Genomic DNA, 22,706 nt, shown 5'->3' on the forward strand with positions numbered 1-22,706 from the left:
GACCGCCGTACGACACCGCCCTACCCCTTGCGACGCCGGTACCACGGTCACGGGACCGTGGTACCGGCGTCGTCGACCCGCTCCGGCCGCTTTGGTGCGGGTCCGGCCAGCCACTCGGCGATCGTCCGGGCGATCGGCTGGCCCGTCTCGACCTCCACGAACCCGAACTGCCCGGACTGGTTGCACTCCAGGAACCACCACGTCCCGTCGGCGTCCTCGACGAAGTCGAAGGCGCCGTACGCCAGCTCCGCCTCACGGAGGTACGCCCGCACCCCCTCCGCGATCCGCGGCGGCACCTCGGCCGCGGCCCAGGGCAGGGCCGGCGCCGCGAACCGCACGTCCACCTCGTCGGGGTCCGCGTCCTCGGGGGTCTCCTTGCGGGCGGCGAGCAGCCGGTCGCCGACCGCGGTGAGCCGGATGTCGGCCCGCTTGGCGATCCGGCGCTGGAGCAGCGTCGGCCCGAACGCGACCGCCGCGAAATCCGTGCCCGGCGCCACCCGGCTGGTCGGCACCGCCCGCGGCGGGTCCTGCGGATGCGCGCCCGAGACCGGCTTGACCACCAGGTCCGGGAAACGCTCGGCGAAGTCCCGCGCGGCCTGCGGGAACGTTGTGATCAAGGTGGCCGGCACGGGCAGGCCGGCGCGCTGGGCCAGGCGCAGCTGCCACGGCTTGTGACGGGCCCGGCGGGCCGCGTCGGGATGGTTCATCCAGCGGGCGTCGGTGCCGCGCAGCATGCCGTACAGCGCCTGCTCGGCCTCCTCGGTCAGCCAGGCGGACGGCGTGGCCGCGTGGGCCGCCGGCGCTCCCGGCCGGCGCACCCACACGGACCGCAGCCCGTCCATGCCCACCAGCCGTCCGGCGGACCACAGATGGCCCCGGAAGGCGCCGTGCACGAACTCGCCCGAGAGGGCGGCCCCGCCGGTGAGGTCGGCGGGGTCGAGCCGGACCACCGGCACGCCGGACGCGTGCAGATGCACGACCACCATGTCCGCCGTCACATCCTGGTCGCTGGTCAGGATCAGTACGGTCATCGTCGACGGTCCGTGGTCAGTCGTCGAAATGCGTCTTCGAACCCGCCGTGGACGTCGTGGTCCCCAGCTCCCGCAACAGGGCGTGATCGCTCGCGGCGGTCCGGCCGTCGAAGAGCACGTTCAACTGCCGCCCCGGGTCGTAGGCGTACGGAGTGGCGACGTCCAACTCCGCCGCTGGACGTGCGTAGTTGAGCGCGAACGGTTGCATCGTCTCTCCCTCGTCGGTGCTGCCCCGGTGAAGCCTCGGCGTGCCGCTTCCTGACAGCGCCCACTGGATCTCCAGGGCTTCCATGGACTTATACGAATCGAACGAGTGAATGGTTTCCTTACGCTCCGTAGTTTTCTGCGAGTTGGGCGCCCTGAACCTGAGACGGTCGAAGGCGCCCGGCGGTTGAGTCTGACGACGTACGGAGAGGCGACCGGCACGGATGCCGAAGGGTGCGCGGAGCGTAAGTGAGAGGGCCGTGAGGTGGGCCGTCCTCTCCTCCAATTCCCGGATAGCGCCCGCGTATTGCCTCAACCGTCCCGAACTGCCGCGCTGCCGCGCGGGGGCGGCCGGACGGGCGGGCGGGAAGGGAGGAATGGGGGTGGGGGAGTGCGAGGGAGTGCGGGCGGAGCTGGAGGGGGTGCGCGGAGGGGTGGTTGAGGGGAGGCCGGGTCGGGTGCGAGGCCGGAGTGGGGGGTGCTGTGGTGGGAGGCGGGCGCTGGGCCGGAGTGGGGGGTGCTGTGGTGGGAGGCGGGCGCTGGGCCGGAGTGGGCGGCGCTGCGGTGCGACGCTGGGCCAGCTGCCGGGCCGGCGCGTGTGGCGCTGCTGGGTGAGGCCGGGGCAGGTGCTGGGCCGAAGTGGGTGGCGCTGAGGTGCGAGGCCGGGACAGGCGCCGGTTCGGGTGGGCTGCGGTGTGGTGCCGGGTCGGGTCGGGCCCGGGCGGCTGGTGTTAGGGGCGGGATGTTGGGCAGGTGCCGGGGCGCGTGGGCGGTGTCACGGTGCGGCGCGGGGTCGGCTGCCGGGCCGGGGTGGGCGGCGCTGCGGTGCGGGCCCGGGCCAGGCGCCGGTTCGGGTGGGCTGCGGTGTGGTGCCGGGTCGGGTCGGGCCCGGGCGGCTGGCGTTGGGGGCGGGATGTTGGGCAGGTGCCGGGGCGCGTGGGCGGTGTCACGGTGCGGCGCGGGGTCGGCCGCCGGGCCGGAGTGGGCGGCGCTGCGGTGCGGGCCCGGGCCAGGCGCGGGTCCGAGTGGGCTGCGGTGTGACGCCGGCTCGGGTCAGGCGCCGGTTCGGGTGGGCTGCGGTGTGGTGCCGGGCTGTGGTGTGACGCGGGGCTGGAGCGGGTGGGTGTTACGGGGCCTCCGGGTCCGGTGTCGCGGGGCGCTCGGTGCTTTCCTTCGTGGTCGTGGTCGTGGTCGTGGTCGTGGTCGTGGCGCGGCGGGGCCAGCCGGTGGCCTTGAAGCGCTCCAGGGTGCGGGTCAGCTGCTGGAGCGGGGAGGTGGGATGGGTGTCCTGCGGCCGCTCGGCCGCGGGTGCGGCGGGCACGAGAGCCGCGGCGTCGGCGGACTCCCGGTAGGCCGCCAGCGCCTCGTTGGCCCGCTCGGCGGCCTCCCGGTACAGATCGCGGGACTTGGTCATCGCCTCCAGCGCCTCGGCGTACATCGCCACCAGCGCGCGCTCGCGCTCCAGTTCCTCCTCCAGCGTCAGCAGCCGCCACTCCTCGCGCAGCGTGGTGACCACCTCGTCGGCGCCCTTGGGCAGGGGCCGCGGGGAGTGGGCGAACCGGGTCACCGCGTCGAGCAGCTCCACCGGCCGCGAGCCGTCCAGGAAGACGCTGCGCACGGAGAACCGGCCCCGGTCGTAGCCCTCGGGCGCCGGGATGCCGGGCAGGACCACGGCACCGCCCCGCGGCACCTCCACCCCGAACTCCCGCAGCGCCCAGTTCACCGCTCGCAGCTGCTGCGGCGCGGCCCGGTGCTCCACCACGCGATGCCGCAGGCCGGGCGGCAGCAACGGGGCCAGCGGGCGGCGGCCGAGGGCGTCGGGGGTCATCGCCTCGTGCACGACGACATGGACCGCCCAGGTGTCCGGCGCGGCGTCGCGCAGTACGCGCCGCAAATCCTTGTCGTCCGCGGGCAGCGGGTTGATGTCCCGCAGCCGCAGCACACCGGATCCGCTCACGTGGTCCCAGACGGCGCCGGAGGCGTTGGGCTCGTGCGGTTCGGCCGGGTCCTCGGGCCAGAACATGGTCGCCGGTGAGGGCCAGGCGAGGTCCCACGGGGCCTCCGCCTCGGCGGCGAGCACCCACTCCCGGCCGCCGTTCGACTCCGCCGCGACCGTCAGCCGCGCCCGCACGGTCACCTCCCCGGCGACCAGCCACCGGGCCTCGAAGACCCGCTCGGCGCCCTCCCCGGTCTCCGGCAGCTCCAGAGAGGAGTGGATCGTTCCGCGGCTCTTCAGTTCGCGCAGGTTTCGCCGCAGCGCGTCCTCGGCGGCGGCACCGACATGGCGGCCGCGAGCCAGCCACACCGTGGGGGGAGTCGTCGGGCGGGCGGTGCTGGAATTCGGCATGAGTCCATCTGTGAACGGGGACGTAGTGCGACTGCCAGTATCGTCGCCGCGGGTGCGTGTCGATCAACCGGGGGGGTGCCTGCCGGGCCGGCGTGCCGCGCGTCGACCGCCGGTGAGAGCGCCGAAATGTCTTGGTGGCGCTGGAATCCGGCCGATCTTCCGAAGTGCCGCGCTTTCTCACGATCGCTGCCGTGTCGCAGGGGTGATTCACGCTCGGGAGTGAAGACGCCGAAACGGCGAGGGGCCCGGTGGCACAGCCACCGGGCCCCTCGGCCGACCGCTCGCGCGGCGGCGCCGCCGACGCGTCAGCGGTCGGCGGCGCGGACGCTCACGCGCCGCTCGCCTTGAGCATGTCCTCACGCTCGACGATCTTCACTCGCTCACGGCCCTGCGGCTCGCCGAGCGCCTTCTCCGCGGCGTCCAGCTTGTACCAGCCGTCCCAGGTGGTGAAGCGGATGTTCCGCTCGGCCAGGAACGTCTCCACGGCCTCCGGCGCGGGCGCCTCGGGCGTCTGCAGCCGGTCGTTCGCGAAGTCGTCCAGCAGGTTGGAGACGGTCTCGTTGGCGTCGCCCTTGGTGTGGCCGATCAGACCCACCGGACCGCGCCGGATCCAGCCGGTCACGTAAACCGACTGAAGGTGCGTGCCGCTCTCCTCCATGACCCGGCCGCCCTCGTCCGGCACCGTGCCCGAGTCGAGGTCCCAGGGCAGCTTCGGCAGCTTGTCGGAGAGGTAGCCGACCGCACGGTAGACCGCGGAGACGTCCCAGTCCGTGAACTTGCCGGTGCCCTTGACGTTGCCCGTGCCGTCCAGCTCGGTGCGCTCGGTGCGCAGGCCCACGACCTTGCCGTCCTCGCCGAGGATCTCGGTGGGCGACTCGAAGAAGTGCAGGAACAGCTTGTGCGGGCGGTCGCCGACATCGCGGATCGCCCAGTTCTCCAGCGTCTTGGCGACCATGTCGGCCTGCTTGTTGCCGCGCCGGGTCTCGATGGAGCCCGCGTCGTAGTCGATGTCCTCGGGGTCGACGATGACCTCGATGTTGGGGGAGTGGTCCAGCTCGCGCAGCTCCATCGGGCTGAACTTCGCCTGTGCCGGGCCGCGGCGGCCGAAGACGTGGACCTCCAGGGCCTTGTTGGCCTTCAGGCCCTCGTAGACGTTCGGCGGGATCTCCGTCGGCAGCAGCTCGTCCGCCGTCTTGGCGAGGACGCGCGCGATGTCGAGCGCAACGTTGCCCACGCCGAGGACGGCGACCTTCTCCGCCTCCAGCGGCCAGGTGCGCGGCACGTCCGGGTGGCCGTCGTACCAGGAGACGAAGTCGGCGGCGCCGTAGGAGCCGTCGAGGTCGATGCCGGGGATGGACAGCGCCCGGTCGGCGGTCGCGCCGGTGGAGAAGATCACCGCGTCGTAGAACGACCGCAGGTCGTCCAGGCTGATGTCGGTGCCGTAGTCGACGTTGCCGAAGAGACGGATCTGCGGCTTGTCGAGCACCTGGTGGAGGGCGGTGATGATGCCCTTGATCCGGGGGTGGTCGGGCGCGACGCCGTAGCGGATCAGGCCGAACGGCGCCGGCATGCGCTCGAAGAGGTCGATGGACACACCGGGCTCGGTGGCCACGTCGGACTTGAGCAGGGCGTCGGCGGCGTAGATCCCGGCGGGGCCGGCTCCGACAATGGCTACCCGCAGAGGCCGGGGCATGATCAGGTTCCCTTCGAGCGATGAAAAGCGACTCGCGGGGAAGCCTAAGCTAAGGCAAGCCTAAGTCGGTACGCGGGTCCCATCTATGGACTCATAAGGCGGCCTTATGAGGGTGATAAGGCGGACTTCTCCCAGGGGCGGCCGGGCCGTGGCTCTGACCTCTGCGGTCCTCCTGTGCGGTCGACCGGCGCCGTATCCGCCGCACTCCGGGTGGTGCGCGTGAGCCTCTAGGCTGTGCCCATGTCCGACCGCGAGCCCGTGCCACCCGCACTCGACGCGCATCTGCGCCCGCCGGACGGCGCGCGCCTCGCGGAGGCCACCGAGGTGTTCGCGATGCTGTCCGACCCGACCCGCCTGCACCTGCTGTGGCTGCTGGCGCAGGGCGAGTCGGACGTCGGCTCGCTGACCGAGCGCTGCGCGGCGTCCCGTACGGCGGTCAGCCAGCACCTGGCCAAGCTGCGCCTGGCCGGACTCGTCGAGTCACGCCGGGAGGGCCGGCACATGCACTACAGCCTGCGCGACGGCCATCTGCGCCGCCTCGTGATGGAAGCGCTCAGCCACGCCGACCACCGGGTCAGCGGCAAGGCCCCGCACGACTGACCCGAGCCGAGACCGGCGCGGCGGGTGCGGGGCCCTGGCAGGGCACTGTGGGATCAGAGGCGGTCGAGAACGGCGCGCAACTGCCCGACCTCGGCGGACTGGCCCGTGACGATCTCGGCCGCCAGCTTCTTGGCCTCGGCGTTCCGGCCGTTCTTCCGCTCCTCCTCGGCCATGGCGATGGCGCCCTCGTGGTGCTCGATCATCATCTCCGCGAAGGCCTTGTCGAACGCGGTGCCCTCGAGGCCCTTGAGCCGCGTCATGTCCGCGTCGGACATCATCCCGTCGGCGCCGCCGTGCCCGCTGTGCCCGCCGTGCCCACCGTGTCCGGTGCCGGCGGCGGATTCGGCGGCGGTCGGCTGCTTCCAGGACGTCAGCCAGCCCTTCATGGTCCGGATCTCCGGGTCCTGGGCCCGCTCGATCTTCCCGGCGATGTCCTTGATCTCCGCGTCCGAGGCGCGGCCGTCGGCGAGCTTCGCCATGTCCAGGGCCTGCTCGTGGTGCGGGATCATCTGCTGCGCGAAGGAGACGTCGGCGTCGTCGAACGCCTGGGTGCCGGCCCCGGTGGTGGCCGTCGCGCCTGACGAGCCGCTGCCGCCGCCGTGGCCCATACCGCTCATGTCGTCCCCACTCCCTCCGCAGGCGGTGAGGAGCAGGACGCCGGAGGCCAGTGCGGCGAGGGCGGTGAGGCGGCGGGCGTGGGTGCGGCGCCGGTCGCGCGTGAAAGCGGGCATGGTGGATGTCACCTCGTGTTTCTGTGCTGCCTGTGCCGTCTGTGCTGCTTGTGCGACAGCTGCTGAGACGCTGAGACGGCTGTGATGGCTGTGATGGGCCTACGCGAAGCCGCGGGACCGCGCCGGAGCGCGCCCGCGGGTGCGGTTCGGCCTACAGCCGCAGCACCGACAACTGGGTGAGATCCGGGGTTCGCGGCGGAGGGTCGGGCCGCTGGGCGGCGGTCAGCCGCGCGAGCAGGCGGGCCGCCCACTCCGCGCGCCTGGCGAACGCCGACCTGAGCAGGGCGGCGAGCAGCCACGCGCTCAACAGGACCGCCACGCACAGCGAGAGCATGTCCATCGCCATGGCCGGCTCATGGGACGACGTGGGGTTCGTCGTCTCGTCGGCCGCGGTGGAGGCGGGGGAGCGGGCACCGTGCGACCCGTCGTGCGGCTCGTCGAGGGGGACGGTGTGCGAGACGGCGATCGTCGCGATGCCGGGCGTGCCGGTGTGGCAGTGCTCGTCGGCGGGGTGGCCGAGGGTGTGCATCACGAAGACGCCGAGCGCGAGTACGACAACGAGCAGCAGCTGCCCGAAGGTGCCGCCCGCCCGCACGTACCGCCTCGCCCGCACGCTCGCCCTTCCTCGTCCGCGGCCGTGTCCTCCGCCCCGCGCTGTTACCCCCCGACGGTATCCGGCCATGGTGATCGAGGCGCGGACGGGTGGGCGTGTGTCGGGGTACGACCTCTGTCGACCGCCCGCTCCGGCAGGAAGGCAGTGCCATGACCGTCTCCGAGTCCCCGATCCCGCGGTTCCACCTGGCCGTTCCCGTCGACGACCTCACGGCCGCGCGCCGCTTCTACGGTGGCGTGCTGGGCCTGGAGCAGGGCCGCAGTGCGGACACCTGGGTGGACTGGAACCTGCACGGCCACCAGTTCGTCACCCACCTCGCCGCCGGTCGCGCGCCGCGCGTCCACAACGCCGTCGACGGACACGACGTCCCGGTCCCGCACTTCGGGCTGATCCTGCCGATCCCGGTCTTCCATGAGCTGGCCGATCGACTGCGCGCGGCGGGCGTGGAGTTCGTCATCGAGCCGTATGTGCGCTTTCCCGGTCAAAAGGGGGAACAGTGGACCATGTTCCTCCTCGATCCGGCGGGTAACGCGCTGGAGTTCAAGGCGTTCGCCGACGACGCGCAGATTTTCGCCGACTGAGGTCGCTGCATACCCCCTGGGGGTATATAGTTCCTGCTGTGGGGCCAGGGAGAGCCGAGCCCCGTGTGACCGTATTCGGGGAGTACGTCATGGATCACAGCGCGCATCAGCACCACACCGCTCAGCACGCCGGGCACGCCCAGCACGGCCACGGACATGGCCACGGGCAGGGGGCGGCCTCCTGGGGGACGGCCGTGAAGGCGACGCTGCACTGCCTCACCGGCTGCGCCATCGGCGAGATCCTCGGCATGGTGATCGGCACGGCTCTGGGGTGGGGCAACGTGCCGACCATGGTCCTGGCGATCGGGCTGGCGTTCCTCTTCGGATACTCCTTCACCCTCTTCGCGGTCCGCAGGGCCGGCCTGGACATCAGGTCCGCGATCAAGGTCGCGCTCGCCGCCGACACCGTCTCCATCGCGGTGATGGAGTTCGTCGACAACGCGATCATCGCCCTCACTCCCGGTGCGATGGACGCCCATCTGTCGGAAGGGCTGTTCTGGTCCGCCCTGCTGGGCGGCTTCGCGGTCGCCTTCCTGATCACCACACCGATCAACAAGTGGATGATCGGCCGGGGCAAGGGTCACGCGGTCGTCCACGCCTACCACTGACGGACAGATGGACGGACGGGCGCACGTTCCGACCGGACGAGTGAGCGGGCGAGCGACCGACCGAGCGAGCGACCGACCGAACTGGGCGGCCGGACCGGGGTGCACCGGTCCGGCCGCCCAGTTCGGTCCCGGCCCAAGGGAAGGGCTCACGGGATCGGCTCACGGCACCGGCTCACGGAATCGGCTCGCGAGATCGGCTCACGAGAACCCGTGGCGCAGACAGGCCACCAGCCGGGTCGCGAGGGAACCGTCGGCGTCGAGACGCGGGTTGAAGATCGTCACGTCGAAGCCGACGGCCTCCGCTCCGGACAGGGCCGTGCGCAGCACCTCCTCCAGCTCCGCCCAGGTCAGCCCACCGGGCTGCCGGTAGTCGACCGCCGGCATGATCGCGTCGTCGAGCACGTCGACGTCGAGGTGGACCCAGTAACCGAGGGCGGCGAGCCGTTCGACCGCCTGGCGGGCCGCCGCTGCGGCCCCCGACGAGCGGACACCGTCCAGGTCCATCGCGTACAGCTCGGGCGGCAGCGGCTGCATCCCCGCCTCGCCGGACTCGTCCGCGTCCCGGAAGCCGAGGACCGCCACGTCCTCGTCCCGCACCAGGGGCCCGCGCCCTTCCAGGTCGGTCAGCGGGCGGGGGCCGCGGCCGGTGACCAGGGCGAGTTCCATCGAGGCCGCCTCACCGGCCGGCTCCGCCGACGGCTGGTAGAAGTCGCTGTGACCGTCGAGGAACAGCAGCCCGTGCCGTCCCCGGCGCCGCAGGCCCAGCAGAGCGCCGAGCAGGATGGTGCAGTCGCCGCCGAGCACCACGGGGGCGCGCCCGGCGTCCAGGACGTCGCCGACCGCGTCGGCCAGGCGTACGGAGTACTCCGCGAGGCCCGCCAGGTTGAGGACGCCGGTCTCCGGGTCGTGCCGGGCGTCGTAGGCCGGTGGCTCGACCCGGCCGGCGTGCACCGCACCGGGAAGGGCCGCCGTCAGCCCGGCGTCGAGCAGCGCCGCCGGGAGGTCCTGGACGCCGGTCGGGCGCAGCCCGAGCACGGACGGCGCCTCGATGATCGCCGGGGTGCGCATGGCCGGGCCCTTCCTGCCGCGGGTCCCCCGGCCATCGTCCCGCGGCGGCCGCTGTCAGTCGCGTCGACCGTGCAGGAAGAGGTGCGGCTCGGGTACGGCCTCGGGGTGGGCGGGGGTGAACAGCGTCTGCTCCTCCCGCAGCACCGTGAGGCCCGCCGCGCCCGCCAGCGCCGTGAACTCCTCGGCGCCGAAGCTGGTGACGCGGACCGGCTGCCCCATGAACACGGCCTCGACGCCCTCCACGTCGAAGGGCACGGTGGCCAGCGCCATCAGCCCGCCGGGCCGCAGCGCCCGCACCAGCCGCCGGAGGAGGCCCGACTGTTCCTCGCGCGTCATCTGGAGCAGCGAGAAGTACACGCAGACCGCGTCGTAGGAGCCGTCCGCGAGCGGTTCCTCGCGGATGTCGGCACACCGGAACTCGGCGTCGGGCACCTGCCGGAGCGCCAGCTCCACCATCACGGGGGAGACGTCTATCCCCAGCACCCGGTGTCCCGCCGCGGCCAGCGTCTCCGCCGTGGGACGCCCGGTCCCGCTGCCGACGTCCAGCACCTGGCTGCCGGGTGCCAGCCGGTCGAGCAGCCACTCCAACGACGCTCGGTGCGCCTCGGAGCCGGCGAAGGCCTTCTCGTACGTGGCGCCGAGCGCGTCGAACACCGCTGCCGCGCCGGGCTGTTGGTCCCCGTCGGTCACATGTGCCTCCTCCGGCATGGTGGTGCCGGGCATCGTCGCACCCGGGGGCCGGGATGACAACGGCGTTAGGGTTCGGCTGTGCCCACCTTGCTGATCGTGCATCACACCCCGTCGCCCAACTGCCAGGCGATCCTCGAAGCCGTCCTCGCGGGCGCGACGACACCGGAGATCGAGGACGTCCGGGTGGAACGGCGCCCGGCGCTCGCCGCCACCGCGTCCGACGTGCTCGCCGCCGACGGCTTTCTGCTGGGCACGCCCGCCAACCTCGGTTACATGTCCGGCGCCCTCAAGCACTTCTTCGACCAGGTCTACTACCCCTGCCTGGACGCGACCCGCGGCCGGCCCTTCGGCTACTACGTGCACGGCGGCAACGACGTCACCGGAGCGGTGCGGGGCGTCGAGTCGATCACCACGGGCCTCGGCTGGCGTCGCGCCGCCGACGCGGTGAAGGTGACCGGCGAACCGAGCAAGGCCGACCTTCAGGCGTGCTGGGAGCTGGGCGCGACGGTGGCGGCGGGCCTGATGGACGCCTAGCCACGCACCTCACCTCACCTCTCGTTCGACCGAAATGTGGGCGAAGCCACGTCCCGGAGGAGACTCCGGCCATGTTCCTCCCCGCGGGCGGCGGGCTACCGTTTTGTCCGCTCCCTGTCTCCCAGCAGCTCGGACGGCCCCAGTGCTCACCGAACTCTCACCGCTCATCGCGGCGACCGCCCAGTGGCTGACCCGCGCCTACCCGGCGTCCGGCGGCGCCCTGGCCGTCGCCCTGTGCGAGGCGCAGGCGCGCCAGGCGGTGACGGTGGCGGCCTGTCTGCGCTACCCCACGCGCACGGACGCCGCGCTGGTCGCGATGGCCGGCCCCGGCGGCTCGGCCCGCCTGGACTGGGTCACCGGCGCGGACGCGCCGGGCGGCGAGGAGGACGACGGCACGGCCTGGCGCACCTGGGTGGACGAGGTCGTCGCCAGCTGGGCGGCCTCGCTGCTCACCGACCCCGAGCTGGCCAGGATGGCGGTGGCGGCGATCACCGAGGAGGCGGAGCCCGCGGCGGTGCCGGCCGAGTTCCGCCGGCTGATGGCCCCCGGCGACCGCGACCGTCAGGCCGCGGCCCTGCTCCGCCACCCCGATCTGCTCGCCCCGGTGGCCGAGCTGCACCTGGACCACCTCCTGGACCGCCTCGGCCCGGAGCAGGCACTCATCGCCTGAGCCCGGCGCCCCAGCGGGAGGCGAGGTGGGGCCAGGCAGCGGTTCAGGGGGCCGTGACGAGCGGTGGTTCGCCCCAGTCGGCGGTCAGCGCCCGGCGCAGGGCCTCGGCGTCGGTACGGCCGATGCGCTCGGCGAGCACCGACTCCACGAGCGCGATCACGGCCTGGGCGCGCTCGTGCACCCGCTGCCCCTCCGCGGTGGTGCGGATCAGCCGCCGCCGGGCCGAGTCCGGGTCGGGGACCTGCTCCAGGAGACCCATGTCGATCAGTCCGTGCACCGCCTGGTGGACGGTCTGACGGGTGACGCCGATCCGGCGGGCCAGTTCCGAGACGGTGGTGCCCTCGGCGTCGAGCATCGCGAACACGGAGGCCTGGGCGGTGGTGACCGGCTGCTCCCCGGCGGCCTCCATGCTCGCGAAGAGCGCGTCCTCGAACCAGCGCCGGGCTTCGCCGAGCAGTTGGGGCATGTTGGCGGCGCGGTGACTCATGGTTCCTCAGGGCGTCGGTGGACGACGGACCAGTGAATTATCCCCGTGCCGCGCCGGTGCACCGGGCCGCGAAGTCGAGGGTCGTGGAGAAACAGTCCTCGACGTCCTCCTCGGGCACGCCCACCCACAGATGGTCACCGCCCGCCACCGGCCGGAGATCGGCCTCGGCGCCCGCCTCCCGCAGAGCCGTGGCCAGCCGCTCGCCCTGCGCGAAGGGGACGATGCCGTCGGCGGTGCCGTGCAGCACCAGGAACGGTGGCGCGTCGGCCGTCACCGCGTGCACGGGGCTGGCGGCACGGGCGCGCTCGGGCGCGTCGGTGAGCGCGGCGCCGATCAGCAGGGCCTCGAACGTCCCTGGATCGGCCGGGTCGTACGCCCCGGCCGGGTGGTCCTCGACGAGCCGTACGAGGTCCGACGGGGCGTACCAGACGGCACAGCCGCGCACGGTGGCCGTGGGCTCGGGCCGGTCCGCGGCGGTGAGAGCGGCCAGCGCGGCCAGGTGACCACCCGCGGACTCGCCCCACAGCACGGTGCGGGTGGTGTCCAGGCCCAGCTCGGCGGAACGGGTGTGCAGCCAGGCCAGTGCGGTGTGCAGGTCGTCGCGCTGCGCCGGGTACGGCGCCTCACCGCTGAGCCGGTAGTCCGGGCAGGCCACAGCGAACCCGGCGCGCGCCAGCCGCGCGAACGGGCCCGGCGACCAGTGCCGGAAGCGGGGACCCAGATCCTCGCGCAGACCGGTGCGCCAGGCACCGCCGTGCACGAACACGAGCACCGGCACCGGTCCGGACGGCTCCGCGGGCAGCCACAGGTCCAGCTCCAGCGGCCGGCTGCCCTCCGGTACGGCGTAGACGGCACCGCGCAGCAGCCGGGTCCCGGCGTCCGGGCCGGCGGCGGGCGGCAGCGGCAGCCGCGCCGGGTCGGGCGGCGCGAGCAGCTCGAGCGGGAAGGAGGGTACGTGTCCGGCCATGGTCGTGTCCTTCTGTGCGGGCGGTGTCCAGCGGGTGAGGTGGGGCGGCGGTGCGAGGTGAGACAGCGGGGTGAGGTGCGGCGGCGGGTGAGGTGAGGCGCCGGGGTGGCCGGCGCGCGCGGGATTGCGGCGCGGCAGCCGTGCGGGGGCCGTTCAGCAGCGGCGCGGCGCGCACGCCGTGAGCCGGCGGCAGGCGCGGCGACGGCCGTGCGCGGGCGGTCTGTCGGCGGCGTGGCAGTCGTGCGGGAGTCCGTCAGGTCCTCGGCAGCCGAGCACGAGCCCGTCCCTCAGCGGTGCGGCAGTCACGCGTGGCCGTCATCGGGACCGACCGGCGTAGAACTCGGCAGCCACGCCCCAGCCGCCGAGCGCATACCGCATACCGCATGTCGCGTGTCGAGGAGCCGCGGACACGCCCCGCGTCCCGCCGACCGAGCGCGCACCCCGTCGCCCAGGACCCGCAAGGCCCACCGCCGTGCCTGCCCCGGCGCGGCTAGCGGGTGAGCCGTGGCAGCAGCGTCCGGGCGTTGGCCGTCGTCAGGGAGCGCCAGGTCGTGCCCTCGACCGGGGCCGGCTCCGTGTCGAAGGACGCGGCGTGTGCCTCGGCGGCCGGGGCGGGCGTCCAGCAGTAGTCGCTGCCGTAGAGCAGGTGGTCGGGGTCGGCGAGGCTCAGCAGGGCGCGGGCCTGGCGGGGGAAGGCGGGGCCCGCGAGGTCGTAGTAGAGGCCGCGCAGCTGGGCGACGGCGTCCGGTGCCTCGTGGTCCGCCGGCATGAACAGGCGCATGAATCCGTTGATCCGGTCGGCCAGCACCGGCAGTGCCCCGCCGCAGTGCGGGACGATCACCTTCAGCCGCGGATGGCGGGTCAGCGTTCCCGCGAAGAGCAGGTCGGTGACGCTGCGCGCGGTGTCGAAGATGAACTCGACCATGGGGCGCGGGCGCCCGAGCGCGGACTGCTCCCAGCACGCCGGCGAGGTGGGGTGGAGGAAGACGACCGCCGCACGCCGGTCCAGCTCGGCGAAGACCGGCTCCAGCCGGGGATCGCCCAGGTAGACGCCGTGGGTGTTGGTCTCCAGGACCACGCCGTCCGCGCCGAGCGTGTCGAAGGCGTACGCGATCTCTTCGAGCGCGCCGTCGACGTCGGGCAGCGGGAGCGAGGCGAACAGCCCGAACCGGCCCGGGTGCTCGGCGACGATCCGTGCGCCCTCCTCGTTCATCTCCCTGGCCAGGGCCCGCGCCGCGGCCGTGTCTCCGAAGTGCACGCCGGGCGAGGAGACGGACAGGACGGCGGTCTCGATGCCGCTGCGGTCCATCAGTTCGAGGTGGGTCCGCGCCGACCAGCTCGGCCAGGCGGGCACCCCGTCGGGGAGTGCGTGGCCCGCGGCCCTGGCCTGCCGGATGTAGGAGTCGGTGACGAAGTGGGCGTGGACGTCGACGAGTCCGGGGGAGTCGACGGGGGTGCTCATGAGGGGGAGCCCTTCTCTGGGGCGGGAACCTGGTCCCGTGCGGGGGAGACGCGGCGGCGCCGCCGGCCGCGCAGGACGGACACCGCCCGCTCGCCGACGACGATGCCGAACAGCCCGGTCAGACCGAGCAGCGGCGGAGCGGGCGAGACGATGTCCAGCGCCCAGTAGACGGCGCCCATCAGCAGCCCGGCCGCGAAGGAGACGGCGGCCGCGCGCAGGAAGGCGGTGGCGCGGGCGGGCCGGGCGGCGCTCTCGGTGGTGTCCGCGGGCGCGGCGGCGCCGTCGGTGGCGTTCACAGCACCGCCTCCAGCACCGACTGCCCCAGCACCATCCCCAGCAGCCCGAACAGCGCGACCGGGGGCGGCGCGGGCGAGGTCACCCGCAGCACGCCGTACAGCACGCCCACGAGCGCGCCGGCCAGCAGTACCTCGATGTACGTCACTGCCGTCCGCTCTCCGTGCGCCACTGGTGGTCGGGCAGGAAGCGCACGTCGTACTGCTCCGGCACCGTGCCGAAGCGGTCGGGTGCGGGCACGAACGGCCGGGCGGGCAGGCCGAGTTCCTCGGCGGGGGTGCCCAGCGTCTCGAAGAACCGCTCGAAGGTGCCGCCGGGGCCGGCTGCCACGCCGACGATCACCGAGTGGTGGCGTTCCATGCGGTAGGCGTGGGCGCAGTTCTTCGGCACGAAGCCGAAGTCGCCGGGGACGAGCAGGCGTTCCTGCTGCTCGCCCTCCAGGTCCTCCACGAACAGCCGGACCGCGCCCTGGGCCACGTAGAACACCTCGTGGGTGCCGGCGTGCGAGTGGGCCGGGATGACGTCTCCCTTGGGGCCTTCGACGGTGAAGAAGTTGAACGTGTTCTCCGTCTGCTCGCCGCCCGCGTAGACGGTGATCAGGTCGCCGAAGAGGTGGGCGCGGTCGCCCATGCCCTTCTCGATGAAGTACGGCTTACCGGGCTCGGGCGGGATGAACGAGCGGGAACGGTAGGGGGTGGCGAACTCCATGGTCATGCGGAACCTCCGGCTCTGGTCGAGGTATGTCAGGCTACCTGACATTGCCGGAGGTCCCAAGGGTGGTGTCTCAGATGCCGGTGCTCCTCCCGAAGGCGCCGTCCGCCGCGAAGGCCAGCGCGGCGAAGCGCTCGCCCATGCGGCGGTGGGTGACGGCGTCCGGATGGAGGCCGTCCGGCAGCGGGAGTTCGTCGGTGTCGTCCTCGCCGTAGAGGGCGCGGCCGTCGAGGTGGTGCAGATTCGGGTCGTCGGCGGCGCGCTGCTTCACGATCCGGGCGAGCTCCTCGCGGATGACGCCCAGGGTGAGCTTCCCGGTGGCGCGCTCCGCCGGATCGCCGGCCGCCCGGAACCGCAGCCGCCCCTCGGACAGCGAGGACAGGTCCGGGGCGCTCGGGCCGGGGGTGTCCTCGTGCATGGGGCACAGGATCGGGGAGATCACCAGCAGCGGGGTGGTGGGGTGGCCGTCGCGGAGTGTGTCGAGAAAGCCGTGCACGGCCGGGGTGAAGGCGCGCAGCCGCATCGCGTCGGCGTTCACCAGGTTGATGCCGATCTTGAGGCTGATCAGATCGGCCGGGGTGTCCCGCATCGCCCGCGCGGTGAACGGGTCGAGCAGGCTGCTGCCGCTGAGGCCGAGGTTGACCAGTTCCACGCCGCCGAGGGAGGCGGCGAGCGCCGGCCAGGTGGTGGTGGGGCTCGCGGCGTCGGAGCCGTGGCTGATCGAGCTGCCGTGGTGCAGCCACACCGCGCGGTCCCGGTCGGCCGGTGCGGGCTCGACCGGGGCGTCGGTGCGCAGGGCGACCAGCTCGGTGGTCTCGTTGTGCGGCAGCCAGATCTCGACGGTCTTGTCGCGCTCGGGCAGTCCGGCGAAGCGGACGGTGCCCACCGGGCCGGGCCGGGAGTCGACGGAGCCGGTGGTCATGTCGATGGCCAGTGTGTTGCCGCCGGTCGCACCGGCCTGGCCGGCGAGGTGGCCGTCCACGAGCAGGTCGTAGACGCCGTCCGGGCGGGGCGGGGCGCCCACGTAGATCCGCTTGGTGGGCAGCACGTCCAGTTCGACGGCGGTGGCCCGGGTGCGGAACGCCAGTCGTACGCCGGAGGGCTGGGACTCGGCCATCGCGAGCTGCGGGTCCGTGTTCTGTGCACGGGCCCGGGCGGGCAGCCGGTGCGGCAGCACGCCGTGTGCGGTGCGCTCCAGGTCGGCGGCGCCGCGCAGGAGGTCTTCGGTGAGGGGGGTGGTGATCGTGAGCCGAGTGGTGTTCATGGTCTCCGCCGGAGGGGGTCGGGGTCAGCGCGCGGGCCAGTTGCGCAGCAGGGCGTCGAGGGCGTCGAGGATCCGCGACCAGGACTCCTCGGAGTCCGGCGCGCTGTGGCTGAAGCCACCGCTCAGCTCCAGGCTGACGTAGCCGTGGAAGACGCTGCCCAGCATGCGGACCGCGTGCGTCTGGTCCGGTTCGGTCAGGTCGTAGCCGCGCAGGATCGCCCGCGTCATCTGCGCGTGCCGTACGCCCGCGCTGGCGGCCGCGGTCTCGGGGGCGAGCGGCAGCCGGGCCGCCGCGTAGCGGCCGGGGTGCTCCCGGGCGTAGTCGCGGTAGACGTCGGCGAACGCGATCAGGGCGTCCTTGCCCGCGCGTCCGGCGAGCGCGTCGGCGGCCCGGTCGGCCAGTTCTCGGAGCGCCAGCAGGGCGATCCCGGTCTTGAGGTCCTGCGAGTTCTTCAGGTGGGAGTACAGGCTGGCGACCTTGACGTCGAACCGCCGGGCGAGCGCCGAGACGGTCACCTGGTCGAAGCCGACCTCGTCGGCCAGCTCCGCGCCCGCCTGGATCAGACGCTCCGTGGTCAGCCCCGCACGCACCATGGCCTCTCCTTCCGTTGCCATAATCGATTATGGATTTACCTAAAGCTTTTAGGCAAATCCCTGGATGGCTCGGGCGAGCGCCGGGTCGTCGTGGTGCGGCATGATCGGGGCACACTCGACGCCACACCGGTCATGAGGGGGCCCGTCGGCATGACGGACGAGGGAACCGTGACGGACGAGGGATCCGGGAGAACCGAGCGGCTGCTGCGCCACGCCGGGCTGCTGCTCCTTCCCGGCGGCGTGCCCGCGGCGGCGCCGCCGACGGTGGCCGTCGCCCGGCTGGAGTCGTGGGGGGGGGCCGCGGGGGGGGGGCGGGCGCCCGCCGCCCGAGGGGGGGGCCCGCGCCGCCCCCGCGGGGGGGGCGCGGGCGCCCCCCCCCCGGGGGGGGCCGGGCTCCTGCCCCCCCCCGCGGGCGGCCCCGCGGCGGCGCCCCCCAGGGTGGCCGGCGCCCGCCTGCAGTCCTGCCGGCCCGACGAGGGCCGGCACGAGGCACGGACGGTGCTCTCGGACCACGGGGACCGGCGGGAGTTCGTCGCGGCGGCCAACGCGAGCTGGTTCGGGCTGGCGCGCGAGCACGGCCTGTTCGGCCCGGAGGGCGAGTTCCTGCTGGGGGTGCCTAGGGCGGACCGGCCCGCCGAGTGGTGTCGTGTGCGGCTGCTCGACGAGTGGGACCTGATGGGTGCCGGGGCGGACGCGGGCCTGTTCGGATCCGCTGCCGAGGGCCCTTGCTTCCTCGCGTCGTCGCCGGACGGCCGGGTCGTGACGCAGACCCGCGCCCACCCCTGGGGCGTGCTCAGCGTCGCGCTGGCACGGCCCTGGCGGGCGCCCACCGTCCGCAGGTACATGGAGTGGGTGGTCGAGCTGGCCTTCGACCCGGACATCTACGACCCCGACGACTGGCAGCCGGCGGCCGCGCTCGCCTGGGAGCGCTACCTGCGCCACCACACGGGGTGACCGTCGTCAGGCCACGTGGTGCACCAGCTGGCTGGTCAGCTCGTACCGCGCGCCGACGATCACCAGCCGCCCGTCCGCGACCCGCGCGGCGAGGTCCGGCTCCGCCGCGAGACGTGACCGCACGAGCCGTACGTTGGCGTCGATCGTTGCGTCGACGCGGGCGTCGCCCTCCACGCTGTGGTCTATCGCCGGGGCTATCCGGTCGGCCAGGTACTGGATGTGGGCCGGCAGCGGCTCCCCGGACCCCTCCGCCTGGACGGCGGCCCGCACCGCCCCGCACGACTGGTGCCCGAGCACCACGACCAGCGGTACCGCGAGCTCCAGCACCCCGTAGGCGACGCTGCCGAGCACGGCCTCGTCCAGCACCTCGCCGGCGCTGCGGACGGTGAGCAGATCCCCGAGCCCCTGGTCGAAGACCAGCTCCGGCGGCACCCGCGAGTCGACGCAGCCGAGCACGATCGCGAACGGATGCTGTCCCGACGTCAGGGCCTGCCGCACGGCCGGTGTCTCGTCCGGGTGCCGCTCCCGGAAGGTGCGCCACCGCAGGTTCCCGGCGGCGAGTTCCCGCAGCGCCTCCTGCGCGGTGGTGGGCCGGGGCCGGGAGGCGGAAGGGGCGGCGGCCGCGGGGGAGACGTCGGCGGCGAGACCGACGCCCACGGCGGCGGCCCCGGTCATCGCGGCGCGCAGCAGGAGGCGGCGGGCGGGCGGAGCCGCCGGGGCGGCGCGGCGAGAGCTGTCTTCGAAAGTCACGGCGAAGAACGTATGTCCGAGGCCGGGTCGGTTCGCCCGCGCTGCCGAATCATGGGCCGCCATGGTGGTTTCGTGGCCGGCTGTTGATCGGTTGTTGGCGGACGCGAGGACAGCCCTTGGCACGGCGCCCCCGTGCTACCGGTTCTCGCGGATGTCGTCCTCGTCCCAGGTCCGCGTCGAGCGGGGCTCGGTGTACGGCTCCTCCTCCGGCGGATGGCCGCCGGCGATCGCGCGCTGGCGTGCCGTCTCGGCGTCGAACTCCAGCCCGAGCAGGATCGCCAGATTGGTGATCCACAGCCAGATGAGGAAGACGATGACGCCGGCCATGGTCCCGTACGTCTTGTTGTACGAGCCGAAGTTGGCGACGTAGAAGGCGAACCCGGCGGAGGCGATCATCCAGATGACCAGGGCCAGGAAGCTGCCCGGGGTGATCCACCGCCAGCCCCGCACCCGGGCGTTGGGAGTGGCCCAGTACAGCAGCGCGATCATGATGGTGACCAGCAGCACCAGGACGGGCCACTTGGCGATCGACCACACGGTCAGCGCGGTGTCGCCGAGGCCGAGGATGTCACCCGCGCGGCGGGCCAGACCGCCGGTGAAGACCACGATCAGCGCGCTGATCACCGCCATGATCATCAGCGCCACGGTCACCCCGAGACGCACCGGCAGGATCGCCCACACCGGCCGCCCCTCCGGGATGTCGTAGACGGCGTTCGCCGTGCGCATGAACGCGGCCACATAGCCGGACGCGGACCACACCGCCAGGACCAGACCGACGATCGCCATCAGGGAGCCGGTTCCGCCGTTGCCCTGCAACTGCTCCACGGCCCGCACGATGATGTCCCGCGCCGAGCCGGGGGCCAGCTGCTCCACGTTCTCCAGCACCTTGTCGGTGGTGGACCTGCCGGAGAGACCGAGCAGCGACACCAGCACCAGCAGACCGGGGAACAGTGACAGCACCCCGTAGTAGGTCAGCGCCGCCGCGCGGTCGGTCAGCTCGTCGTCCTTGAACTCGTGGATGCTGCCCTTGAGCACCGCCCGCCAGGCCTGCTTCGGCAGTTTCGTCGGAGTGTCGGGGGCCGCCCGCTCCACCTCGGGTCCCGGGCCGGCCTCCTCCGGAGTCGGCCGCCGGTCCTCGTCCCGCTGTTCCTGCTGGTCCTTGTGCCCCGGAAGCCCGGGCAGATGAAGCTTCGCCATACCCCCCGAGTAACCCCGCAGGGTGGGCTCACTCGTGCAGCCAGAAGCCCGTCCGCTCCACCCACAGCCCGAGCAGCTCCCGGTCGCCGCGCACCTCGGTCCCGACGCCCGGCGGGCGGCCGTAGACCAGGAGCACCAGCTCGCTCAGCGGACCAAGGACGCTGACGGCGGCCTCGCCCCCGCCGCGCCGCCAGCGCGGCACGTCGCCGGTGAGGTCGACGAACCACGCGCCGGCCGGGTCGTCGGTGGCGCGGAAACCGAGGGTGCGGCCCGGCCCGAGCAGCGGCCCGGCGGCCGACGGCAGGTACGCCTCGGGTACGGCACCGAAGGACATCCACTCGTCCAGCGCGTCCCGCGCCACGGCCGGCGCGACCTCGTAGCGGGCGCCCACCGCCCCTGCCGCGTCGGCGCGGTGGACGACCGTCTCGTGCAGCATCCGCCGCGCCCAGAAGGCCAGCGGCTGATCCGGTACGACGGTCCACACGCGGGCCGGACCGGCCTCGGTCAGCGCGTCCGTCAGGCCACGGGCGCCTTCGGCGAGCCAGGCGTCGAGCACCGCCGGGTCCTCGTCGCCGTACCCGAACACCTCGTCGACGAGGTCGTGGGGCACTTCCTCGGTGGCCCGGGTGCGCACGATCGTGTCGACCCAGCGGTGCGCGCCGCCGACGTGCCGCATCAGCTGGCCGAGGTTCCACTCGGGGCAGGTGGGGACCGGGGCCGCCGGGTCCGCCTCGCGGAGCAGGGCGCGCAGCAGGTCGGTCTGGGTGAGGATCTCGGCGCTGTAGCGGTCCAGACTCCAGTGCGTCATGGGCTCAGGCTAGAGGCGGCCCCGGGGTGATCGGGCGGTGTTCGTCCGCGAACCGGGCGGCCCCGAGGACGTGGAGAACGAGCGGCGGGGGCCCCCCCGGGGGGGGGCCCCGCCGCTCGTGAGCCGTCGTTCGAGCCGGCCGTCAGTCCTCCGTGACCAGCGACGGAGTCGACCGGGTCAGGGTCTTGCCCTGGAAGAACGCGGGGCTGCGCCACCGCATCACGTACATGATCACGACACCGAGCAGCAGCAGGCCCACGCCGATCACGAACACCGAGCCCATGCCGAGCACCGACGAGCCGCTGCCGTACGCCGGGTCCCACATGTCCACCAGCGTCTTGGCGAAGACCGCGCTCAGCAGGAGGCCGCCGACCAGCGGGAAGAGGCCCTTGAAGAGCAGGTCGCGCCCGGAGCGCAGCACCTCGGCGCGGAAGTACCAGACGCAGGCGAACGCGGTGAGCGCGTAGTAGAAGCAGATCATCAGGCCGAGGGCGTAGATGGTGTCGACCAGCACGTGCTCGCTGACCAGCGTCATCACCGTGTAGAACACGCCGGTCGCGATGCCCGCCATGACCGTGGCGCGTCCCGGGGTGCGGAAGCGCTCGTGGACCTTGGAGTAGGAGGCGGGCAGCGCCTCGTACGCGGACATCGCCAGCACCGTGCGGGCGACCGGGATGAACGTCGTCTGCAGGCTCGCCGCCGCCGAGGCGAGGACGGCCACGAAGAGCAGGATGCCGAGCGCCGGGCCCATCACCGGACCGGCCAGCGCGGCGAAGACGTTGTCGGAGGTCTCGGGGTTGGCGAGGCCCAGGCCCTGGTCGCTGGAGCCGACGACCATCTGCGCGGCCACACCGGTGGCCAGGTAGGAGCCGACCAGCACGACCATGGCGACGAGCGCGGCCCGGCCCGGGGTCTTGGTGCTGCCGGTGGTCTCCTCGTTGGCGGTCAGACAGGCGTCCCAGCCCCAGTACATGAAGATCGACAGGGACAGGCCGGCGGTGAAGGCACCGAACGACTGCACCGCGAAGGGGTTCATCCAGGACCAGGAGAAGTCCGCGGAGGTGGGGAAGTCGGCGCTGCCGGCCTTGCCGAACGCCATCGCCACGAACACGGCGAGGACCAGCAGCTGGAGCCCGACCAGGGCGTACTGCACGCCCTTGGTCGCGGTCATCCCGCGGTAGCTGATCACGGTCGCGAGGGCGACGAGCGCGAGGCAGGTGACGATGTGCACCGCCTTGTTCCCGTCGAGCGCCGCCACGTCCTCGCTGCCGGTGAGCTCACCCGCCAGCAGCCAGAAGTACGAGGTCGCCACACCCGCCAGGTTGGACAGCACGATGATCGTGGCGATCACCAGGCCCCAGCCGCACATCCAGCCGACCTTCGGGCCGAACGCCTTGACCGTCCAGGTGAAGGAGGTGCCGCAGTCCGGCATCACCTTGTTCAGCTCGCGGTAGGCGAAGGCCACGAGCAGCATCGGCAGGAAGCCCGCGAGGAAGACCGCCGGCATCTGGAGGCCGACCTCACCGGCGGTGGAGCCGAGGGTGGAGGTCAGGCAGTAGACCGGGGCCACGGTGGAGACGCCGATGACGGCGCTGCCCAGCAGCCCGACGGAGTTTCCGCTCAGCCCTTTGGCACGCATGCCGTCGGCGGGGCCCCCGTCGCCTGTGTTTCCGGCCAAGGGCCGTACGTCCAGCTCAGTCATGGACAAGGACGTTAGGCGCTGCGGTTTCCGCGCCATGTGCTCGTTACATCCATGTGGTCGGCGCTTCATGATCCGGTCATTCGCGGGGTCAGTGCATGGCATTACCTGTCTTTCGAAGGCGATTCGGTCGTGTGCAACTTCTCTTC

26 protein-coding genes are annotated in these 22,706 nt (G+C 73.1%); 6 read left to right on the forward strand and 20 right to left on the reverse strand.

Annotation, left to right across the window (positions count from 1 at the left end):
• Positions 1–47: 47 nt before the first annotated feature.
• From tgmB to ABT232_RS25800, 4 genes are all read right to left on the reverse strand, one after another.
• On the reverse strand, positions 48–1,031 hold the full coding sequence (gene tgmB, locus ABT232_RS25785) for an ATP-grasp ribosomal peptide maturase (RefSeq protein WP_351843923.1): 984 nt from the start codon (positions 1,029–1,031) through the stop codon (positions 48–50).
• Positions 1,032–1,047: 16 nt separating this feature from the next.
• Positions 1,048–1,239 carry a putative ATP-grasp-modified RiPP gene (tgmA, locus tag ABT232_RS25790; protein ID WP_351844078.1) on the reverse strand — a complete coding sequence of 64 codons (192 nt, stop codon included), beginning with the start codon at positions 1,237–1,239 and terminating at the stop codon, positions 1,048–1,050.
• 1,122 nt (positions 1,240–2,361) lie between these two features.
• Positions 2,362–3,582 carry a hypothetical protein gene (locus ABT232_RS25795; RefSeq protein WP_351843926.1) on the reverse strand — a complete coding sequence of 407 codons (1,221 nt, stop codon included), beginning with the start codon at positions 3,580–3,582 and terminating at the stop codon, positions 2,362–2,364.
• Between the two features lie 328 nt (positions 3,583–3,910).
• Positions 3,911–5,275, reverse strand: a complete 1,365-nt coding sequence (locus ABT232_RS25800; protein WP_351843929.1) for an FAD-dependent oxidoreductase — start codon at positions 5,273–5,275, stop codon at positions 3,911–3,913.
• 240 nt (positions 5,276–5,515) lie between these two features.
• On the opposite strand from ABT232_RS25800, the gene ABT232_RS25805 reads away from it, so the two are divergent.
• On the forward strand, positions 5,516–5,875 hold the full coding sequence (locus tag ABT232_RS25805; protein WP_351843931.1) for an ArsR/SmtB family transcription factor: 360 nt from the start codon (positions 5,516–5,518) through the stop codon (positions 5,873–5,875).
• 53 nt (positions 5,876–5,928) lie between these two features.
• On the opposite strand, the gene ABT232_RS25810 is transcribed toward ABT232_RS25805, so the two are convergent.
• Complete coding sequence (locus ABT232_RS25810) at positions 5,929–6,606, reverse strand: DUF305 domain-containing protein (protein WP_351843934.1); 678 nt, start codon at positions 6,604–6,606, stop codon at positions 5,929–5,931.
• A gap of 151 nt (positions 6,607–6,757) precedes the next feature.
• Positions 6,758–7,219, reverse strand: a complete 462-nt coding sequence (locus ABT232_RS25815) for a DUF6153 family protein (RefSeq protein WP_351843936.1) — start codon at positions 7,217–7,219, stop codon at positions 6,758–6,760.
• Positions 7,220–7,368: 149 nt separating this feature from the next.
• Here ABT232_RS25815 and ABT232_RS25820 point away from each other — a divergent pair, with 149 nt between their 5' ends.
• Together ABT232_RS25820 and ABT232_RS25825 are read left to right on the forward strand one after the other, a co-directional pair.
• Positions 7,369–7,800 carry a VOC family protein gene (locus ABT232_RS25820; RefSeq protein ID WP_351843939.1) on the forward strand — a complete coding sequence of 144 codons (432 nt, stop codon included), beginning with the start codon at positions 7,369–7,371 and terminating at the stop codon, positions 7,798–7,800.
• A gap of 89 nt (positions 7,801–7,889) precedes the next feature.
• Positions 7,890–8,408, forward strand: a complete 519-nt coding sequence (locus ABT232_RS25825; RefSeq protein WP_351843941.1) for a DUF4396 domain-containing protein — start codon at positions 7,890–7,892, stop codon at positions 8,406–8,408.
• A 198-nt stretch (positions 8,409–8,606) separates the two neighbouring features.
• On the opposite strand, the gene ABT232_RS25830 is transcribed toward ABT232_RS25825, so the two are convergent.
• Together ABT232_RS25830 and ABT232_RS25835 are read right to left on the reverse strand one after the other, a co-directional pair.
• Entirely contained in the window at positions 8,607–9,476 is an 870-nt protein-coding gene (locus tag ABT232_RS25830; protein WP_351843943.1) for an arginase family protein, read from the reverse strand.
• A 54-nt stretch (positions 9,477–9,530) separates the two neighbouring features.
• Positions 9,531–10,199, reverse strand: coding sequence for a class I SAM-dependent methyltransferase (locus tag ABT232_RS25835; RefSeq protein ID WP_351843945.1), 669 nt, complete (start codon positions 10,197–10,199; stop codon positions 9,531–9,533).
• Positions 10,200–10,244: 45 nt separating this feature from the next.
• On the opposite strand from ABT232_RS25835, the gene ABT232_RS25840 reads away from it, so the two are divergent.
• Both ABT232_RS25840 and ABT232_RS25845 read left to right on the forward strand, forming a co-directional pair.
• Positions 10,245–10,700, forward strand: coding sequence for a flavodoxin family protein (locus ABT232_RS25840; RefSeq protein ID WP_351843947.1), 456 nt, complete (start codon positions 10,245–10,247; stop codon positions 10,698–10,700).
• A gap of 142 nt (positions 10,701–10,842) precedes the next feature.
• On the forward strand, positions 10,843–11,370 hold the full coding sequence (locus ABT232_RS25845) for a hypothetical protein (RefSeq protein WP_351843949.1): 528 nt from the start codon (positions 10,843–10,845) through the stop codon (positions 11,368–11,370).
• A gap of 43 nt (positions 11,371–11,413) precedes the next feature.
• Here ABT232_RS25845 and ABT232_RS25850 read toward each other — a convergent pair whose 3' ends face one another.
• The 8 genes from ABT232_RS25850 to ABT232_RS25885 form a co-directional block, all read right to left on the reverse strand.
• Positions 11,414–11,857, reverse strand: coding sequence for a MarR family winged helix-turn-helix transcriptional regulator (locus tag ABT232_RS25850; RefSeq protein ID WP_351843952.1), 444 nt, complete (start codon positions 11,855–11,857; stop codon positions 11,414–11,416).
• A 37-nt stretch (positions 11,858–11,894) separates the two neighbouring features.
• A complete protein-coding gene (locus ABT232_RS25855) occupies positions 11,895–12,824 on the reverse strand; it encodes an alpha/beta hydrolase fold domain-containing protein (RefSeq protein WP_351843955.1) in 930 nt (309 codons plus the stop codon).
• Positions 12,825–13,314: 490 nt separating this feature from the next.
• A complete protein-coding gene (locus ABT232_RS25860) occupies positions 13,315–14,286 on the reverse strand; it encodes an amidohydrolase family protein (RefSeq protein WP_351843957.1) in 972 nt (323 codons plus the stop codon).
• Positions 14,283–14,582 (reverse strand): DUF1427 family protein, encoded by a 300-nt coding sequence (locus ABT232_RS25865; RefSeq protein WP_351843959.1) that lies wholly within the window; start codon positions 14,580–14,582, stop codon positions 14,283–14,285. The genes ABT232_RS25860 and ABT232_RS25865 overlap by 4 nt, the downstream gene beginning before the upstream one ends.
• Positions 14,579–14,728 carry a DUF1427 family protein gene (locus ABT232_RS25870; RefSeq protein WP_351843962.1) on the reverse strand — a complete coding sequence of 50 codons (150 nt, stop codon included), beginning with the start codon at positions 14,726–14,728 and terminating at the stop codon, positions 14,579–14,581. Before ABT232_RS25870 ends, ABT232_RS25865 begins: the two co-directional genes overlap by 4 nt.
• The gene (locus ABT232_RS25875; RefSeq protein WP_351843964.1) at positions 14,725–15,294 is read right to left on the reverse strand and encodes a quercetin 2,3-dioxygenase; all 570 of its coding nucleotides are present in this window, start codon (positions 15,292–15,294) and stop codon (positions 14,725–14,727) included. The genes ABT232_RS25870 and ABT232_RS25875 overlap by 4 nt, the downstream gene beginning before the upstream one ends.
• A gap of 70 nt (positions 15,295–15,364) precedes the next feature.
• Positions 15,365–16,555, reverse strand: coding sequence for an SGNH/GDSL hydrolase family protein (locus ABT232_RS25880; protein WP_351843966.1), 1,191 nt, complete (start codon positions 16,553–16,555; stop codon positions 15,365–15,367).
• A gap of 24 nt (positions 16,556–16,579) precedes the next feature.
• Positions 16,580–17,149 (reverse strand): TetR/AcrR family transcriptional regulator, encoded by a 570-nt coding sequence (locus ABT232_RS25885; RefSeq protein ID WP_351843968.1) that lies wholly within the window; start codon positions 17,147–17,149, stop codon positions 16,580–16,582.
• A 438-nt stretch (positions 17,150–17,587) separates the two neighbouring features.
• On the opposite strand from ABT232_RS25885, the gene ABT232_RS25890 reads away from it, so the two are divergent.
• Positions 17,588–18,103, forward strand: a complete 516-nt coding sequence (locus ABT232_RS25890; protein WP_351843970.1) for a hypothetical protein — start codon at positions 17,588–17,590, stop codon at positions 18,101–18,103.
• Positions 18,104–18,109: 6 nt separating this feature from the next.
• Here the strand turns inward: ABT232_RS25890 and ABT232_RS25895 are convergent, their stop codons facing one another.
• The 4 genes from ABT232_RS25895 to ABT232_RS25910 all read right to left on the reverse strand — a co-directional run bounded on the left by ABT232_RS25895 (position 18,110) and on the right by ABT232_RS25910 (position 22,560).
• Positions 18,110–18,853: a carbonic anhydrase gene (locus ABT232_RS25895; RefSeq protein WP_351843972.1), complete on the reverse strand. Its 744-nt coding sequence runs from the start codon at positions 18,851–18,853 to the stop codon at positions 18,110–18,112.
• A 135-nt stretch (positions 18,854–18,988) separates the two neighbouring features.
• On the reverse strand, positions 18,989–20,050 hold the full coding sequence (locus ABT232_RS25900) for a YihY/virulence factor BrkB family protein (protein ID WP_351843975.1): 1,062 nt from the start codon (positions 20,048–20,050) through the stop codon (positions 18,989–18,991).
• A 28-nt stretch (positions 20,051–20,078) separates the two neighbouring features.
• A complete protein-coding gene (locus ABT232_RS25905; protein ID WP_351843978.1) occupies positions 20,079–20,858 on the reverse strand; it encodes a maleylpyruvate isomerase family mycothiol-dependent enzyme in 780 nt (259 codons plus the stop codon).
• A gap of 142 nt (positions 20,859–21,000) precedes the next feature.
• Positions 21,001–22,560 carry an APC family permease gene (locus ABT232_RS25910; RefSeq protein WP_351843980.1) on the reverse strand — a complete coding sequence of 520 codons (1,560 nt, stop codon included), beginning with the start codon at positions 22,558–22,560 and terminating at the stop codon, positions 21,001–21,003.
• Between the last annotated feature and the right edge of the window lie 146 nt (positions 22,561–22,706).

This window comes from Streptomyces sp. NPDC001532, from assembly GCF_040298625.1.
Taxonomy (GTDB): domain Bacteria; phylum Actinomycetota; class Actinomycetes; order Streptomycetales; family Streptomycetaceae; genus Streptomyces.

What these genes read in the sequence shown, in the direction of transcription:
- ABT232_RS25910 (WP_351843980.1), bottom strand. Translation starts at nt 22,560, where the DNA reads ATGACTGAGCTGGACGTACGGCCCTTGGCCGGAAACACAGGCGACGGG.
- ABT232_RS25875 (WP_351843964.1), bottom strand. Translation starts at nt 15,294, where the DNA reads ATGACCATGGAGTTCGCCACCCCCTACCGTTCCCGCTCGTTCATCCCG.
- ABT232_RS25795 (WP_351843926.1), bottom strand. Translation starts at nt 3,582, where the DNA reads ATGCCGAATTCCAGCACCGCCCGCCCGACGACTCCCCCCACGGTGTGG.
- tgmB (WP_351843923.1), bottom strand. Translation starts at nt 1,031, where the DNA reads ATGACCGTACTGATCCTGACCAGCGACCAGGATGTGACGGCGGACATG.
- ABT232_RS25835 (WP_351843945.1), bottom strand. Translation starts at nt 10,199, where the DNA reads ATGCCCGGCACCACCATGCCGGAGGAGGCACATGTGACCGACGGGGAC.
- ABT232_RS25805 (WP_351843931.1), top strand. Translation starts at nt 5,516, where the DNA reads ATGTCCGACCGCGAGCCCGTGCCACCCGCACTCGACGCGCATCTGCGC.
- ABT232_RS25900 (WP_351843975.1), bottom strand. Translation starts at nt 20,050, where the DNA reads ATGGCGAAGCTTCATCTGCCCGGGCTTCCGGGGCACAAGGACCAGCAG.
- ABT232_RS25855 (WP_351843955.1), bottom strand. Translation starts at nt 12,824, where the DNA reads ATGGCCGGACACGTACCCTCCTTCCCGCTCGAGCTGCTCGCGCCGCCC.
- ABT232_RS25820 (WP_351843939.1), top strand. Translation starts at nt 7,369, where the DNA reads ATGACCGTCTCCGAGTCCCCGATCCCGCGGTTCCACCTGGCCGTTCCC.
- ABT232_RS25885 (WP_351843968.1), bottom strand. Translation starts at nt 17,149, where the DNA reads ATGGTGCGTGCGGGGCTGACCACGGAGCGTCTGATCCAGGCGGGCGCG.
- ABT232_RS25800 (WP_351843929.1), bottom strand. Translation starts at nt 5,275, where the DNA reads ATGCCCCGGCCTCTGCGGGTAGCCATTGTCGGAGCCGGCCCCGCCGGG.
- ABT232_RS25825 (WP_351843941.1), top strand. Translation starts at nt 7,890, where the DNA reads ATGGATCACAGCGCGCATCAGCACCACACCGCTCAGCACGCCGGGCAC.
- ABT232_RS25850 (WP_351843952.1), bottom strand. Translation starts at nt 11,857, where the DNA reads ATGAGTCACCGCGCCGCCAACATGCCCCAACTGCTCGGCGAAGCCCGG.
- ABT232_RS25860 (WP_351843957.1), bottom strand. Translation starts at nt 14,286, where the DNA reads ATGAGCACCCCCGTCGACTCCCCCGGACTCGTCGACGTCCACGCCCAC.
- ABT232_RS25810 (WP_351843934.1), bottom strand. Translation starts at nt 6,606, where the DNA reads ATGCCCGCTTTCACGCGCGACCGGCGCCGCACCCACGCCCGCCGCCTC.
- tgmA (WP_351844078.1), bottom strand. Translation starts at nt 1,239, where the DNA reads ATGCAACCGTTCGCGCTCAACTACGCACGTCCAGCGGCGGAGTTGGAC.
- ABT232_RS25830 (WP_351843943.1), bottom strand. Translation starts at nt 9,476, where the DNA reads ATGCGCACCCCGGCGATCATCGAGGCGCCGTCCGTGCTCGGGCTGCGC.
- ABT232_RS25905 (WP_351843978.1), bottom strand. Translation starts at nt 20,858, where the DNA reads ATGACGCACTGGAGTCTGGACCGCTACAGCGCCGAGATCCTCACCCAG.
- ABT232_RS25880 (WP_351843966.1), bottom strand. Translation starts at nt 16,555, where the DNA reads ATGAACACCACTCGGCTCACGATCACCACCCCCCTCACCGAAGACCTC.